Source organism: Natrinema salifodinae (genome assembly GCF_900110455.1).
GTDB lineage: Archaea > Halobacteriota > Halobacteria > Halobacteriales > Natrialbaceae > Natrinema > Natrinema salifodinae.
Window position 1 is genome coordinate 460,009 of record NZ_FOIS01000004.1, and the last position, 15,612, is coordinate 475,620.

The following is a 15,612-nucleotide window of genomic DNA, read 5'->3' on the forward strand; positions in this document are numbered from 1 at the left end:
TTCGGCCGCGATATCGTCGCCGTCGACCCCTTCGTTTCGTGTCGACGTGGCGGCGGGTGAAGACGGCGGCTCGCTCCGCCAGGCGGTGGCGACGACCGGGCGACGATAGCGCTAGCGGCTCCCAGCCGCCAGGGGACTGTTGTTCTGCGTCGAACGGTTGCAGCGCGTTAATTCGACGGCGGGAACGATCCTAACGAACCGATAGCTAACGGCGAGTGATGCGAAGGTGACTAGCATGATCGATCGCGAGAGACGGCGGGTGCTGATGTACGGTGGCCTGGCGCTGACCGGGGGAGCGCTCACGGCCGGTGTCAGGGCCGCCGCCGACGGCAGTGGGGAGACCGATACCGGCGCCGGAACCGATACCGCATCGACAACGGCCGCGACGGGCGACAGGAGCGTTTCTACGGCCGGTGAGTGGGCGTCGCTGGGCGGGACTCTCGGGAATAACGCGTTCGTGCCGGACGCCAGCGGCCCGGAGTCGCCGGTCACCGTCGCCTGGGAGTCCGAGTACGGAGGGCGGGTCGCGGTCGCCAACGGGCTCGTCTATGTGCCGGTCGACGGCGCGGTTCACGCGCTCGACGCCGCCACCGGTTCGCTCGAGTGGCAAAGCGCGGACGTCGACGCGAGCGGCACGCCCGCGGTCACGGCGGACGCGGTCCACGTCGGCGGCGAGCGGCTGACCGCCGTCGATCCGTACACGGGCGACATCTGCTGTCTGTTCGATCCGACCGTCGTCGACCGGGTCCCGTCGCCCGTCGTCGCCGCGGGACTCGTGCTCGTCGTCGCCGACGGCGTCCTCTACGCCCTCGACGCCGTCGGTTACGAGGAGCAGTGGCGGTTCGAACCCGACGAGCCGCTGTACGAACACCCGGTCGCCGTCGCCGATGGGACGGTGATCGCGCTCGGCGAATCGCGGGTGTACGCGCTCGACGTCGACGACGGCTCCGAACGGTGGACGAACGAACCGGCGGATAACGGCGACCACAGCCGCTTCACGCCGCCGTCTGCCGACCGAGTCGGCCATCCCGTCGCGACCGACAATGTCGTCGCCGTCGGTCGCGAGCGACCGGGACCGAGCGCGAGCGAGTCGACCGGGGAGATAGCGCTCTACGATCTCGAAACCGGCGCAAAGCGAGTCGCCGGCGAGTCCTCGTCCGCGCCGGGCCCGATCGCCGACGACCGGTTCTACGTCCACCCTCGCGGCTCGTTCGATATCGTCGGGTACGATGGAGAGACCGGCGAGCCCGCCTGGCGGCCGGCGGTCGCGACGTCCGACGTGTCGTCGATTGTCGTCGCCGACGGCACCGTCTACGCGGGCCTCGCGACCGACGGCGCCGGCGGTCCGGACGAGCAGTCCGACTCCGGGACCGGCGTGTACGCCTTCGACAGCGAAACCGGCGCCGTCGAGTGGGCCGTCCCCACCGATCCGGTCCGATCCCTCGCGCTCGTCGGCGGGACGCTCTACGCCGCCGGTGACGAGTGGGTGATCGCGATTCGGTCCGAAGGGGATGACGGATCGGCGGACGCCGACGAGGAACTCGACACGTTGGCCGCCGACGAAGCCGGCGATACGGGTACCGCGGGTGGCGGCGACGGTGATACCACTGGAACCGGCGACCGCGGTAGCGGTGACGATGTGGACGAGCGAGCGGTCGCCCAACGCGCGGACGCCGAGTCCGTCGCACTCGGTAACGAGAGCGACGGCAGCGACGACCGTACCGGCGGCGACGGGACGGCGCTTCAGTCCGAGGTCGAATCGGTCGAGGGAGACGGCTCCGACGAACTGCCCGGATTCACGTCCGGGACCGGTATCGCCGGCGGAGCCCTCGCGCTCGAGTGGCTTCGGCGGCGGGCCAGCGGCGAGGAAGGAGAGGGGGAGGAGTGATCGGCCGCTCCGCGGATACTGCTACCGGACGACCGCGGACGAACCGCCGGCCGCGGAGAGCACGCCGTTTAACTCCCTGACCCCCCAAACGGGGATAATGAGTCAATCGCGCGCGTTCTGTCCCCGTTGCGGGGACCCGATCCCGGAGCGATCCGCGAGCGGCGCGGACGCTGCGGATCCGCTGCGGCCGGGCGCCGAGGTCGAACTCTGCGACGAGTGTTACTTCGAGGACTTCGACTTCGTCGACGCCCCGGACCGGATCGACGTCCGCGTCTGCGCCCAGTGCGGCGCCGTCTACCGGGGGAACCGGTGGGTCGACGTCGGCGCCCAGGACTACACCGACATCGCCATCGAGGAGGTCAGCGAGGCGCTGGGCGTCCACGTCGACGTCGACGACGTCGCCTGGCAGATCGATCCCGAACAGGTCGACGAGAACACGATCCGAATGCACTGTTACTTCACGGGCGTGGTCCGCGGGACGCCGGTCGACGAGCAGGTGACCGTGCCGGTCAAGATCGCCCGCCAGACCTGTCAGCGGTGCGGCCGGATCGCCGGCGACTACTACGCCAGCATCGTCCAGATCCGCGCCGAGGACCGCACGCCGACGAGCGAGGAGACCGATCGCGCCGAGGAGATCGCGAACCAGGTCGTCGCCGACATGGAGGCAACGGGCGACCGCAACGCCTTCGTCACCGAGGTCGGCGAGACCGACGACGGGCTGAACATCAAGGTCTCGACCAACAAGATCGGCAAGAAGATCGCGAACAAGATGGTCGAGGAGTTCGGCGGCACCGTCAACGACGCCGAAACCCTCGTGACGGAGGACGAGGACGGCAACGAGGTCTACCGCGTGACCTTCGCCGTCCGCCTGCCGCCGTACACGCCAGGCGACGTCATCGACCTGGCGGACGACGAGAAGGGGCCCGTCCTCGTCCGCAGCGCCCACGGCAACCTGAAGGGAACGCGGGTGACCACCGGCGAGCGCTACGAAGCGGGCTACGAAGAGGGGAACTCTCCCGAGGCCCGCAAGCTCGGCGAACTCGAGGACGCCGTCGAGACGACGGTCGTCACCGTCGAGGACGAGAACGCCGTCCAGGTGCTCGACCCCGAGACCTACCAGGCGACGACCGTCGCCAGGCCGGACTACTTCGATGCGGCCGCCGAGACGGTGCCCGTGTTGAAGAGCCGCGCGGGACTGCACGTGCTGCCGGATTCGGATCCCGATACCGGCGCGGACGACGTCGAGCCCTACGATCCCTACGCGAACGCCGATACCGATGCCTGACGATCCGGAACGGGGCGGCGAACCGGCGGAGCCGGACGAGAGCCCCGATGGGCCCGCGTCGGACGTCGATGCGCGCCTCGATCGCGCGGACGCACCGCTGGCCGCGGTCGTCGAGAAGTCCCGCGCGGAGACGGCCATCGAGTCGCTGCGCGCCGAGGGCGTCTACGACGACTCCCGGCGCGTGCGCGAGGCTCGAGGGCGAAGCGGAGCGAAGCCCTCGGACGACGCGATCCAGTCTTCGACCCGCGAGGACGGACCCGCCCGGATCGCGCTGCCGGTCACGGATCCCCCGTCCGAGACGCGCGTGCTCGAGGTCGTCCGACAGCTCGACCCCGAGCCGCGAAATACCGATCTCGAGGATCTGCTGGCCGACCGCGGCTGGAGCGACGAGGCCCTCGAATCCGCACCAGGCTCGTGGGCCGTGATCGGCTCGGTGATCCTCGTGACGGTGCCCGAGGGCTGCCCCGACGAGGCCGACCTCGGGGAGGCCCTGCTGGAACTCCACGGCGAGGCCGACAGCGTCCTGGCCGACGAGGGGATCGCCAACGACGGCGCGGCCGGCACCTACCGCGAGCCCCGCACCCGCCTCATCGCGGGCGAGCGCGACACCGAAACGATCCACACCGAACACGGGACCCGGTACGGGCTCGACCCCGCGGCGGTCATGTTCTCGCCGGGGAACCAGGCCGAACGCGCGCGGATGGGCGAGGTCGCGAGCGCCGACGAGCAGGTGTTCGATATGTTCGCCGGCATCGGCTACTTCACCCTCCCTATGGCCCGGTCCGGCGCGCGGGTGACTGCGACCGAGATCAACCCGACCGCGTTCCGGTACCTGGTCGAGAACGCGATGCTCAACGACGTCGGCGACCAAGTCGACGCCTACATGACCGACTGTCGGGACCTGGCGGGCGAGATCGAGGCCGACCGGGTCGTCATGGGGTACTACGGGAGCGGAAACGAGAGCGAGCGCGCGGACGGCGACCGCGACGGCGGCGCACACGGCACGCGCGCCGACGAGGCCCACGAGTTCTTGGACGACGCCCTGACCGCGCTGGTGCCTGACGGCGTCGTCCACTACCACGAGGCGACCCCCGAATCCCGGCTGTGGGACCGCCCGCTCGCCAGGCTCGAGTCGGCGGCCGACGCGGCCGACCGGAAACTCGAGGTGCTCGAAAAGCGGCGCGTCAAGAGCCACAGCGCGGGTGTCGATCACGTCGTCGTCGATGCCCGGTTCGATTAGTACCGGCGTCGACCTTGACCCCGATCCCGACCCGGCGCTGACTCCGTCGACCTTGACCCCGATCCCGACCCGGCGCTGACTCCGTCGACCGCCGGCCGCGGGACGCCGGTCGGTCGTGGCATTGATACCCGCGGAACGACAGCTACCGCCCATGGACAAGAATCAGCTCATCGCGCTACTCTTCGCGCTCCTCATGGTCTCCTCGATGGTCGCCTGGAGCGCGTCCGTGTTCTGACGGGGCGGTCGAGATACCGATCCATCGAGCGTAAGGATTTACTTCAAACTGATCGATATGACAACTAGATGACCGAGGAGTCAGCGCGCGCCCTCCGGTACCTCTCCGGATCGGCCGTCCGGCCTGCTATCCTCGAGCGGCTCGTCGACGGGCCCGCTCGTCCCGCCGACCTCGTCGAACGGACCGGCGTCTCCCGGACGACCGTCCACCGGACGCTCTCCGAGGTGACCGACCGCGACTGGGCGCGTCGCGTCGACGGCGGGTACGACGCCACGCCCGTCGGCGAGTTGGCCCTCGAAACCTACGAACGTGCCCGCGCTCGGTTTCGGACCATCGATCGGTTCGAACCGTTTCTCTCGCACCTCGGGCCGGCGGCCGCGGACCTCGATCCGGACTGGCTGCGCGGTGCCGACCTGGCGACGGCGACCGACGCGAACCCCTACTACCCCTCCGAGTGGTACGTGGAGCGACTCGCCGCCTGCTCGAACGAGAACGCGTCCCGGACCGGCGACGAGGAGACGAGTGGAATCGGGAAGGGAGACCCGGAACGCCTGCGTCTCGCGGCGCCGGTCTTCACCCGACGAGTGCTTGCCGTCCACGCGCCGAGCACCGACGAGGGGCCGCTCGACGAGGGACGCGCGACGGAACTCGTCGTCGGCGACGCGGCCCTCCGCGCGGTCGCCGAGCGGTATCCCGACCAGGTCCGGAACGCGCTCGCACACGACGGCTTCGATCTGTACGCCGCGTCGGCGGCGCCGTCGGTGGGAATCGCACTCGCCGGAGAACGGGTCGTCCTGGGCGCGCCCGAAGACGGACGACTCGATGCCGCCGTCGAGAGCGCGGACGACCGACTCCTGGAGTGGGCGACCCACCGGTACCGCCGACTGCGAGCGGACGCGCGCCCGGTGACCGAATTCGACGACTGTCATCTCTCCTCGACGTGAACAGCCGTTCCGAGCCAGTCGCGTTCTCACTCGCCTTCTGTTACGGCATCGCCTGGCCGGCCGATCGCCGACTGTTACACACCGTGCAACGTGTTACACGAGACAGATAATTGATCGCCGAGGGGCTGGGTACGAACGACGACGCGGCGGTAGATCGGTTTCGAGGTCATGCCGACCATCCGCGACGGACCCGGTCCGCCGCCGCGTCGGCCGTCTCCGCATCTTTACTCGGCTCGCGCCCAGAGACGTTTTCTCAGCTCCCGCGCTCACTCGTCAGTGTCCCAGACGTCCGCCAATGGACTCGAGCGGGACGAGCGCCGCGACCGGCCCGACCCCCGCGAGCGCGCGGACCGATCGGTCCGTCCGCCTCGTCCGCGGTCGGATGTCGGTCCACCGCTGTCCACACTGCCGTCCGTTCCCGACGTCCCGTCGCCGAGCGCCGCCCGCGGATCGAACTGCGGGAGGTCAGGCGACTCCATGCGGTCGACCTGAGCTTCGAACCAGGCGGGCATATCGGTCCGAGCGCGATCGAAGAGATCGACCAGGCTCGAGTCGGCGAGGTACGTCGCACCGTAGTCGTCGGGCGCGCGGACGACCCGGCCGCAGGCCTGGATCACCGTGCGCAGCGCCGTCCGGTAGTACCAGGCCCACTGGCCCTCCTCGAGCCGGTGGGCGACCCGCGAGTCGCCCGTGTTGAGGAACGGGGCCTTACAGAGCACCTGCCACCGACAGAGGTCGCCCTTGAGGTCCAGCGCCTCCTCCATCTTCACCGAGAGGAAAACGTCCGGGTCGTCGCTGGCCTTCCAGGCCTCGAGGGCGGCGTCGCGGCCGTCGCGGTCGTGGGTCCGGATCCGGTCGCCGACGCCGAAGTCCCGCAGGCGGTCCGCCAGGCGCTCCTGAATGTCGTAGGAGTGGGCGTGGATCAGCCCCTTCTCGTCGGGGTGGCGCTGCATGAGCCGGACGATCGTGCGGGCGATCTTCGGCGTCGTTTCGTCGCGCTGCTCGTAGGTCATCTTCCCCTGCGTGACGTCGTACAGCGGCCGGTTCTCGACGGGGAAGGTGTGCCCGACGTCGACCAGGGCGACGTCGTCGGGGTCGAGACCGACCTGACGGCAAAAGGCGGCCTTGTTGAGGATCGTCGCCGAGAGGAGCGCAAACTTGTTCCCCCGGTCCCAAACGGTGTGCTGGAGGTACTTCTCGGGGTTCATCGGCTTGATCGTCAGCGGGCCGCCCCGCGGTTCGTCGCCGTCGCCGTTGTCGTCGGCGCCGGTGCGCCCGCGCGACTCGGACTGGTCGACCAGCCAGGTCGTCGGACTCTGGGGGTCGCGATAGTCCGAGACGAACCAGTCGAGTTCGCCGATGAGTTCCTGGAGGCGGTCGCGTTCGCGAACTTCCGCGGGGGAGAGCGAGTCCTGTGCGAGCAGTTCGTCCTTCCGGCGTTCGCACGTCCCTTCGAGGCTCTCAGCGTACCGGACGGCACGCTCGACGTCGTCGATCTCGGGGACGCGCAGATCGTCCCAGAACGGGACGGTTCGGGGGCCGAGCTGGATCGTCGCGTACATCTCCGCCCACTCCGCTAAGCCGTGTGCCTCGTCGACGACCACGACGTCGCGCGTGCGAAAGACCTCGCTGCCAGCGGTCTGCATGAAGTAGGCCAGCGTCATCGCCGCGATCTCCCGGTTCGAGGCGATCGCCCGGTCGGAGAAGTACGGACACCGGTGTTTCACGGAGCAATCGTAGCCGCGTTCGCGGACGCAGGGCGCCTGGTTGACCGGCGTGTCGCGCTCCTCCGGGAGGATGCAGGTGTAGTTCGACTTGCCCCGGATGACGTTTAGGTCCGCCAGCAGGTCGTCGGCGGCCACGTCGTCCAGTTGGGAGACCTGCGGCGTCGTGTAGTAGGCGCCGGTCGCGTCGCTGGGATCGCCCTCGTCGGCGCGCCTGGCGCAGCCGGCGACGGCGCGGGCCAAGAGTGACTTGCCGCTGCCCGTCGGCGCACGAACGAGCACGACGTCGTTGCCGGCCGCGAAGGCGTCGCGAATGTCGCGGAGGGCCTGCTCCTGATTCCCGCGGTAGCTCGGTGCGGGAAACGCTTCGAAGATCCGCTCGGGATTCACCGTTCGATTCACGGCGCGGCCGCGTCCTAAAGGCTGCGAACCGTCGCGCCCGCTGCGAGTCCGGCGGGCCCGACCGGCCGCGAGCCCCGCCGAAACCACCGGCTACCGGCGGCGGTCGGCCCGGTATCGGGCACCTACGGCCGGCCGCGACCGACGACGACCCGGGTAGCCGGCCGATTACAAATACGAAATCCGCCGTCGGCCTCACGTGCGGAAGGGTCGCTCAGTGGTAGAGCACCGCGGTGCCACCTGGTTCCGCGGCGGCGTTCAGCCGCGTGGCGTTCGAATCCCACCCCTTCCGTTCACGGCTGCGATTGTGCCGTGGTTGTGGCTGCGGTTCGCAAGAGCGCTCACGCTCGCCGTGGCACGGCGTGCGCGTTCCGTTCCGTCACATCGCCTCCACTCCCCACTGCAGTCATTTTTCGAGCGTTAATCGACCGCCGGCGACACGCCCGGCGTGACGCGATGATCAGTCCGACAGCGCGCCGAGCCGCGAGGTCTCGTCGTCGACGCGCTCTAACCGCTCGATGTCCTCGGCGGTCGGATAGTCCGGTATCGCCTCGATACAGGGGTAACACAGCAGGTGCGACGTCCCGTCATCGAGTTCGAGCGTCATCGCGGTCCCGACGGTGCCGGCGTCCGTCCCGAACGACCAGATGTTGGCGATCCCGCCAGAGACCGTGACCGTTCGGCCACAGCCGTCACAGGAGTCCTTCGACATACCCGTGAGTCGGTCCTCGACGGTGAAAGTCGTTCTCCCGTCGGTATCGGACACTCGAGGCAGGGACCCGCACGGCGAGCGATTATAGACCGCGGACGCCTACCGGCGCACATGGAGGTGAACTGCGACGGCTGTGCGGGCTGTTGTATGGACTGGCGACCGTTGCTCGAGGACGGCGTCGGAAGCGATGCGCGCGACGGCGATCCCAGTGACCAGGCGACCCAGCGAGGCGAGCGACGGCGCGATCCCTTCGGGGGCGGGGACGAAGCCGATCACGAGAAACGGCCGTCGCGGGAGCCGCTGGACGACGACGCCACCTTCGTTCCGCTGACCCGCGACGAAGTGCGGGCGTTCCTCGACGCCGGGATGGCCGACGCCCTGACTCCGCGGTTCTGGCGCGCCCGCGACGAGAACGAGGGCGTCGAGGTGGACGGCTACACCCTCGCCGCCGTCGCGAGCCGGCCCGCCTTCTTCGTCGGCCTCCGGAAACCGCCCAAGCCGGTCGCCCCCTTCGGCCGCGAGGAGCCGGCCTGGCTCCCGGCCTGCGTCTTCCTCGATCCGACGACGCTGCAGTGTCGGATCCACGACGGTGATCTCTACCCCGACGAGTGCGGGGCCTACCCCGAGTACAACCTCGCGCTCGACCGCGAGACCGAGTGCGAGCGCGTCGAGGCGGCCTTCGGCGGCGACCGCCTGGTCGACGACGATCACGGCGATCTCGACGGCCTGCTGTTAGGTTCCCAGGCGATCGGGGCGAAGCTCTTCTGTCACCCGCGGCCGGCCGAGCTCGAGGGGATCGTCGAACGAGCCGCGACGGGCGCGCTCACCCGACGGGACCGCGCCGAGACCCTCGCGATCGCCGTGGCCTCGAGCCCGGGGACGCTCGCGATCTCCGAGCGCCACTACGAGCGGGGCAGAGAGCGGGCGCTCGAGGGGGCGAACGGCGAGGGAGAGGGAGAGGAATCGGGCGAATCGAGCGGCGACGAGTCCTGGGTCGGCCCGGCGATCCGCGAATGGCACCGCCGCTATCGCGAGAGCGACGGGACCGTCCCGTCGCCGGCCGTCGCCGACGCCGTTGAGACCGACCGCGGCGCGCCCGACACGCCGGGGTGGGACGCGCTCGAGTAATCAGTGAGGTGGGCGCTGCGGCGAGGAAACGGGTATAGAGCAGGGAAGCGGAAACGGACGCGGACCGACGGCTGTTCGGGTTCGGGGGCCCCTCCTGCGCGAAGAGAAATCGAAACCGAGGCGGCCGTCGACACCGTCAGTCCGACTTGATCTGTTCGAACTGGTCTAACAGCTCCTCGGCGGATTCGCCGGCGTCGTACTCTACCTTCCCGTGGTAGATCGTCCGCTCGTCATCGAAGTCCGTGTCCACCTTCGAGGCCTGCTGTTCGCGGCGCTCGTGCTCGTCTTCGTCATAGGCACCCATTGACATGGTAACTACACACAGGATAGGGCCGTATCGACTATCAATGTAACGGTCTATCACACAGCTAACGGGAGCGAAACGTACCCCTGGACGCCGTACCGAGGACGCGAAGTCGGCGACGGCGGAGCCAGGAGGTGCGGGGACGACGCGTCGGACAGCGAACGGTATATGGCCCTCCGCGGCCTAGGCGGGAACGTGGCACGGCCGCTTCGCTTTCGGTACTCGCCCGCGTCGTGGAGCGACGGGCGCGTGAAACACGAAATTCTCCAGCCCCTGCAGTCGAACATCGGGGCCCGCGCCGCCTCGCCGTGGTTCAAGAGCGGCGGCGACTGGCAGACACACCGCTTCGAGATGGACAACGGCGACGTCGCCCTCTTCGCGCGAAACGATCAGGAGGCCTATTGGATGGGCAACACGGAGACGCCCTCCGCGCTGTGGAAGACGGACAAGTTCGGCTGGCGGGAGGTCCCCTACCACGTCTCGCGGTGGGCCCAACGAGAACTGACCGCGACGCTGCACGAGGAAGACCCCTGGCTCGCCGACTATCCGCACCTCTCGTGGTTCTTCCTGCCGGTGTTCATGTCCAAGGACGGCCGCGACTCGACCCGCGCCTTCTTCCGCGAACACGCCGCCGGCTTCCCCGACGCCGGTCGCCGGGAGACGACCCGATTTTTCGAAGACTTTCTGCAAACCGGCGTGCTCGACGAGTATCGCCACGTCATGTCGGGCAAGCTCGGCACCAGCGATCACGTCGACCGCGTCCGGATGAGCGCCGCGATGGCCGAGTTCATCGCCGCGAAGGTCCTCACCGACGCCGGCTACGACGTCGTCCCGGAGATCGAGGTGACGACGGGACACTCGCTCGACTTCCGGGCCGAAAACGGCGACGCGAACGCCCTCGTCGAAGTCACGCGCCCGCAGCCGCCGGCCAACCGCGCAGCCGCCGGCCCCGTGGCCGCCGTCCGCGATACCGCCGAGACCAAGACCAACGGCCAGTTGGCCGAACACGGCGGCGGCGCGGTGCTGTTCGTCGACTGCTCGAGTTTCCGCGACGACTCGTGGGCAGCGGTCCGCGGCGAACGGCCAAACCTGCGACACCGCCCCGCCGTCGTCTATCGCACCAGGCCAAACGGCCACGTCGAGGGCTACCGCAAGGGCGCGGTGCCCCTCGAGTTAGGCGACGCGATCGAGTTCATCGACTGAGCGTTCGCTCGACGCTTCTGCGGAATCGACTCGACCGAGCGCGAGCGGAGCGAACGCGCGGCTCGGTCGTCGAAGGGGTCCATCGAGCGCAGCGAAAAAGCGTGAAACCGTCTCGTCTCAGAACGAGACCGCGTCGGGCGTGTAGGGGCTGCCGACCGGTGCCGGGTCGCGGTCGCTGTAGCCGACGCGGCCGACGGCCTTGTTGCTCACGGCAGTGTAAACGGCGAAGCGCGCGTCCTCGGGAGCTTCGAAGGTCTCGGGTCCGAGGCGGGCGAGTACGTCGCCGACCGTCTCGGTACCGTTGGGGAGCTCGATGGTCCGGTCCCCGTATTCCTCGATCAGTTCCTCGGTCGTGGCGGGGTACTCGTGGTCGTCGATGGCGTCGCCGGTGCCGTTCAGCTGCATCACACCCCTATCTGGGTGAACGATAATTATAAACATTGTCCATATACGTTTCCTAGCACCACGGTACACCTAATACACCTAGTATGGCCTTGTGTCTCTCGGAAATCCGGGCGTACGGCCGGAGAAACGCCTTTCTGCGCGGACCCGGTCGGATACCGTATGCCCTACGCGGACCTACACGTCCACACGACGCGCTCGGACGGGAGCCTCGACCTCGAGTCGGTCCCCGAGGCCGCCCGCCGCAACGGCGTCGACGTCGTCGCCGTGACGGATCACGATCGACGGCAGCCGTTCGACGGCCCGGTCGTCGAACGCGACGGCGTGACGCTCGTTCACGGGATCGAACTGCGCGTCGAGACGGACGGCGGCCAGCGACTCGACTTGCTCGGCTACGGGCTGGAACCGAGCGCAGAACTCGAAGCCATCCTCGAGGACATCCAGGCGAACCGCATCGAGCGCGGCCAGGCGATCGTCGACTGCGTGGAGAGCCGGCTGGGGATCGAACTGGACGTGACGATCGACGGCGGCTTCGGCCGCCCCCACATCGCGCGGGCGATCGAGGCCCACCCCGAGATCGAGTACGACTATCAGGGCGCGTTCGATCACCTCATCGGCTCCGACTGTCCGTGTTACGTGCCCCGGGAAGTCCCGTCGTTCGAGCGGGGACGGGCGGCCCTGGCCGAATCGTGTCGGCTCGTCTCGCTGGCGCACCCGCTGCGATATCGCGATCCCGAGAGCGCGCTCGCCGTCGCGGCCGAACTCGACGCCGTCGAACTGCACTACCCCTACGGGCGCGAGGTCGACCGCGAGCCCGTCGAGCGGGCGATCGAGCGCCATGAACTGCTCGCGACGGGGGGAAGCGACGCCCACGACGAGCAACTCGGCATCGCCGGACTCTCGCGAGAAGCGTACGAACGGCTCGACCTCCCGACCTGAATCCGACGGGGTAGCCTTCGCCGATAGCGGAGGGTTCAATGCGTCGTGGCCCCAAGGGGCGGACATGAACTGCCACTACTGTGACCGCGAGGCCGCGTTCGCAGCCGAGTCCGACGGACTCAAAGTCGGCCTCTGCGAGGAACACTTCCGCGAGCGGTTACAGGAGCTCGCCGAAGCCGACGGACTCGAGAATTTAAAAGAGAAAGTCGACGTCGATCGCGCCGAGTAATCGCACACTCATCTATCGAAGGGGCGGGATTCGCCCACTTAGGCCGATCGGCCGGCGTCGACGTCGATCGCGTCGACCGGACAGACGTCGACACAGAGCATACAATCGATACACTGGGATTCGTTGGCGGGATCTGCCTTCTCCTCGCTCTCGGGGTGGCCAGGCGTATCGACCCACTCGAAGACGTCGACCGGACAGTCCTCGACGCAGGCGCCGTCCGCGAGGCAGATGTCGAAGTCGACCGCGACGTGGGTTCCGTGGATGCCGAGCTGTTCGGGTTCGTCGACCGGTCCCCAGACGGCGTGGCCCTCGTGCTCGTCGACCTGGTCGCGGTTCTCGTGGAACTGTGGATCGATGGCCATTGCTAACAGGTCTATGGTCCGATGTGTACTTAAATGTGCGCACTTACGGCCGTTCGGTCGCGTTGGGGGATCGAGCCGAGACGGTTGTGTGAGAACTCAACGGGTGGATTTAGCACAATCGGTGCGCGGCCGCGACCCGATGGCCGTCGAGGGGTATATACGACGTCACTCGTCCGTCGACCGGTCCTCGTCGCGAATCTCGAGCCGATCGTCGAGCAGTTCGCGGATCCAAACGGCGAACCCGTGATCGTGGCCGTAGGTCCAGACCGCCACCTGGTCGACTACGTCGGGGAGATCGCTCTCCTTGATACCGGTCGCGACGATCGATTCCTGATCGACCATGAGCAGCTGCGCCGGCCACTCGGAGTAGATTTCGTTCGTCGAATTGAGATCGTTCGAGACGACGACGTCGACGTTCGAGCCCATGTCGGAGAACTCGTCTCGATCGGCCTCCGATGCCACTTCGATGTAGACCCTGACGCCGCGGTCGGCGGCCGATTCGAGAGCCGCGAGAATCTTCCGATCGACGACCTCGGTCGCTGGAACGAGGTAGTGAACGGTATCCTCAGCGTCGTCGAGGAACGTGACGATGCGGTCGGTGACGTGCTGGGGCTGCGTGATCGCCCACATTCCCTCGTCGTCCTTCGAGTCCGGCGTCTCGAGGTTTCCGAGCGCGTTCTCGGCGGCGTTGATCCGGGAATCGTAGTCCTCCCGGATGCGCCGACACGCCGTTTCGACCGATACGGCCTTGTACTCCCGTGGCTCGGTCTGCTGGACGCTGACCAGGCCCTTCCGATCGAGCCGCTCGATGGTGTCGTACACGCGCGAGCGAGGGATGTCCGCGACCTGGCTGACTTCCTTGGCGGTCCCCTTCGAGATACGAGTGAGCGCGACGAAGCAACGGGCCTCGTACTCCGTCAACCCCAGTTCTTCGAGGGAGGTGACCGCTTCCTCGACGTTGGGCATCGGCGAATACTCAACGAGCAATCGGGAAAGACCGCGGCCTTCTGACGCCACCCCCTTATCCTGTATCTGTCACTCGAACGGCCGAAACGACGTGCCGCCGCAGGGACAGCCGTCGGCGCTCCCGATCGGCCGAATCTCGTCCGACGAGATCCACACCGCTAACGCCGTGCCACAGTCGATACACTGCGCTGCGGCCTTCCGTCGCGTCCGTGATTGCGTCGCCATGGACGGGTCTTCACCGGCGCGTCACATAAGCGAGCCGCGAGTTTCGGGACAGTACACGGCCGCCTACTCCGGCCGTAACAACAGCCGCCGTCCGCTCCCGCCGCCGCTCACCTCGACGGCGTCAGTATCCCAACGAGAATGCGCGATTGACGACGAGGGCGGCGAAGACGACCCCGAGCAACGCGGCGAGAAAGCCGAAGGAGACGGCCCAGCCGAAGAGATCCGCCAGGGTACCGGTGACGACCGATCCCAGCGCGCCGAGGACCCCGTAGACCGTCCGGACCAGGCCGAAGCCCGCGCTGCGCTCGGTCGCGGAGAGGTGGTCCATGAAGCGAGGGAGCAGCGCCGCTCCCCAGCCGAGCCCGATTCCGAGGAGCAGGACCGCGGCGACGACCGCGACGGGGCCGGGGACGGCGATCAATAGCGCGAAGCCGGCGACCGAGAAGGCCATACAGACCGCCGTGACGACCTGGCGGCCGTAGCGGTCGGAGGCCGCGCCGACTCCGACCTGCGTGATCCCCTGGACGATGAAGTAGCCTCCGAAGACGAGACTCGCCGTCGTCTCGGGCTGGCCCCGATAGGCGACCAGAAAGGCCGGCAGGAACGACGAGACCGCCTGCCAGACGAAGTCCCCCAGCACGGCGAGGACCACGGTGAAGGCAATCTCCGGCCGCGAGAGCAGGTCAACGAGCGGGCCGAGTTCGAGCCGATCGGCGATCGCCTGGTCCGGCCGCTGCGGATCGATCGGACGGACCGACCTGGCGAACAGGACGAAGATCGGGACGGCCACGACGGCCCCGATCGCGATCGCGGCCCGCCAGCCGTACCGGACGGCGACCCAGGCGGCGATCGGCGGCGCGACCAGGCCGGCGATGGGACCGCCGCTGTTGTGGACGCCGATCGCGGCCCCGATCTCCTCGTAGGTCCGGGTCAGCAGCGAGGTTGCGACGCTGTAGTGGAGGCCGGCGACGGCCCCGAGGACGATCGTTCCGATCACGAAGACGGGGAAGACGGGCGCGATCGCGAGGAATGCGCTCGCGACGGCCGTGCCGCCGACGGCGACCAAGATGACGCGGCGCTCGCCGTACTTGTCGGCGAAGACGCCGCTGGGGAACTGCGAGAGGAAGTAGGCCATCCACATGCCCGTCAGCGCGACGCCGATCACCGAGTTCGAGACGCCGAACTCCGCGGTGAGTCGGGGGACGATCGGACTGATCACCAGCCTGGCGGCCATCGTCGCCAGGAAGGCGAGCGTACACATCGTGAGGACGGTTTCTTGATATCGCCAGCGTAGCATTCGAATCGGATTCCAACGTGGTCGTCGGTACTCGGCGGTCGATACGAAAACCCACTCGTCAGTCACGGATCCCGATAGATGAGGGTATTGCTACCGGCAGGGGGCGCCTCGAGCGGGACGGCATCGAGTT

General features: G+C 68.3%; 16 protein-coding genes and 1 tRNA gene. 9 read left to right on the forward strand and 8 right to left on the reverse strand.

All coding sequences use genetic code 11. From position 1 onward, the window contains the following. The first annotated feature begins 235 nt into the window (after positions 1-235). The 4 genes from BMY29_RS16565 (at position 236) to BMY29_RS16580 (ending at position 5,592) form a co-directional block, all read left to right on the forward strand. Positions 236-1,888, forward strand: a complete 1,653-nt coding sequence (locus BMY29_RS16565) for an outer membrane protein assembly factor BamB family protein (RefSeq protein ID WP_049990087.1) — start codon at positions 236-238, stop codon at positions 1,886-1,888. A gap of 97 nt (positions 1,889-1,985) precedes the next feature. Next, complete coding sequence (locus BMY29_RS16570) at positions 1,986-3,173, forward strand: 60S ribosomal export protein NMD3 (protein WP_049990088.1); 1,188 nt, start codon at positions 1,986-1,988, stop codon at positions 3,171-3,173. Further along, positions 3,166-4,413: a class I SAM-dependent methyltransferase gene (locus BMY29_RS16575; protein WP_049990089.1), complete on the forward strand. Its 1,248-nt coding sequence runs from the start codon at positions 3,166-3,168 to the stop codon at positions 4,411-4,413. Before BMY29_RS16570 ends, BMY29_RS16575 begins: the two co-directional genes overlap by 8 nt. A gap of 303 nt (positions 4,414-4,716) precedes the next feature. Further along, positions 4,717-5,592, forward strand: coding sequence for a helix-turn-helix transcriptional regulator (locus BMY29_RS16580; RefSeq protein WP_074854824.1), 876 nt, complete (start codon positions 4,717-4,719; stop codon positions 5,590-5,592). A gap of 266 nt (positions 5,593-5,858) precedes the next feature. Here BMY29_RS16580 and BMY29_RS16585 read toward each other — a convergent pair whose 3' ends face one another. Next, positions 5,859-7,706, reverse strand: coding sequence for a helicase C-terminal domain-containing protein (locus BMY29_RS16585; protein WP_049990748.1), 1,848 nt, complete (start codon positions 7,704-7,706; stop codon positions 5,859-5,861). 212 nt (positions 7,707-7,918) lie between these two features. Here BMY29_RS16585 and BMY29_RS16590 point away from each other — a divergent pair. Continuing rightward, a tRNA-Gly gene (locus BMY29_RS16590) sits at positions 7,919-8,007 on the forward strand. 168 nt (positions 8,008-8,175) lie between these two features. Here BMY29_RS16590 and BMY29_RS16595 read toward each other — a convergent pair. Further along, a complete protein-coding gene (locus BMY29_RS16595) occupies positions 8,176-8,427 on the reverse strand; it encodes a DUF7561 family protein (RefSeq protein WP_049990755.1) in 252 nt (83 codons plus the stop codon). 111 nt (positions 8,428-8,538) lie between these two features. On the opposite strand from BMY29_RS16595, the gene BMY29_RS16600 reads away from it, so the two are divergent. Then, positions 8,539-9,555, forward strand: coding sequence for a YkgJ family cysteine cluster protein (locus BMY29_RS16600; RefSeq protein ID WP_049990747.1), 1,017 nt, complete (start codon positions 8,539-8,541; stop codon positions 9,553-9,555). Between the two features lie 136 nt (positions 9,556-9,691). Here BMY29_RS16600 and BMY29_RS21225 read toward each other — a convergent pair whose 3' ends face one another. Next, the gene (locus BMY29_RS21225; protein ID WP_241471299.1) at positions 9,692-9,865 is read right to left on the reverse strand and encodes a DUF5786 family protein; all 174 of its coding nucleotides are present in this window, start codon (positions 9,863-9,865) and stop codon (positions 9,692-9,694) included. 189 nt (positions 9,866-10,054) lie between these two features. On the opposite strand from BMY29_RS21225, the gene BMY29_RS16605 reads away from it, so the two are divergent. Then, the gene (locus tag BMY29_RS16605; RefSeq protein WP_049990754.1) at positions 10,055-11,062 is read left to right on the forward strand and encodes a DUF5784 family protein; all 1,008 of its coding nucleotides are present in this window, start codon (positions 10,055-10,057) and stop codon (positions 11,060-11,062) included. 117 nt (positions 11,063-11,179) lie between these two features. On the opposite strand, the gene BMY29_RS16610 is transcribed toward BMY29_RS16605, so the two are convergent. After that, the gene (locus BMY29_RS16610; RefSeq protein ID WP_049990746.1) at positions 11,180-11,467 is read right to left on the reverse strand and encodes a DUF5789 family protein; all 288 of its coding nucleotides are present in this window, start codon (positions 11,465-11,467) and stop codon (positions 11,180-11,182) included. A gap of 159 nt (positions 11,468-11,626) precedes the next feature. On the opposite strand from BMY29_RS16610, the gene BMY29_RS16615 reads away from it, so the two are divergent. Together BMY29_RS16615 and BMY29_RS21230 are read left to right on the forward strand one after the other, a co-directional pair. After that, the gene (locus BMY29_RS16615) at positions 11,627-12,403 is read left to right on the forward strand and encodes a PHP domain-containing protein (RefSeq protein ID WP_049990745.1); all 777 of its coding nucleotides are present in this window, start codon (positions 11,627-11,629) and stop codon (positions 12,401-12,403) included. A gap of 64 nt (positions 12,404-12,467) precedes the next feature. Continuing rightward, entirely contained in the window at positions 12,468-12,632 is a 165-nt protein-coding gene (locus BMY29_RS21230; protein ID WP_006110911.1) for a DUF6757 family protein, read from the forward strand. Positions 12,633-12,670: 38 nt separating this feature from the next. Here the strand turns inward: BMY29_RS21230 and BMY29_RS16620 are convergent, their stop codons facing one another. From BMY29_RS16620 to BMY29_RS16630, 4 genes are all read right to left on the reverse strand, one after another. Beyond that, positions 12,671-12,994 (reverse strand): 4Fe-4S dicluster domain-containing protein, encoded by a 324-nt coding sequence (locus tag BMY29_RS16620; RefSeq protein ID WP_049990744.1) that lies wholly within the window; start codon positions 12,992-12,994, stop codon positions 12,671-12,673. Between the two features lie 165 nt (positions 12,995-13,159). Further along, entirely contained in the window at positions 13,160-13,960 is an 801-nt protein-coding gene (locus BMY29_RS16625; RefSeq protein ID WP_049990743.1) for a TrmB family transcriptional regulator, read from the reverse strand. A gap of 69 nt (positions 13,961-14,029) precedes the next feature. After that, on the reverse strand, positions 14,030-14,185 hold the full coding sequence (locus BMY29_RS21235) for a hypothetical protein (RefSeq protein WP_173424919.1): 156 nt from the start codon (positions 14,183-14,185) through the stop codon (positions 14,030-14,032). Positions 14,186-14,306: 121 nt separating this feature from the next. Then, positions 14,307-15,482 carry an MFS transporter gene (locus BMY29_RS16630; RefSeq protein ID WP_049990742.1) on the reverse strand — a complete coding sequence of 392 codons (1,176 nt, stop codon included), beginning with the start codon at positions 15,480-15,482 and terminating at the stop codon, positions 14,307-14,309. Positions 15,483-15,612 lie beyond the last annotated feature (130 nt).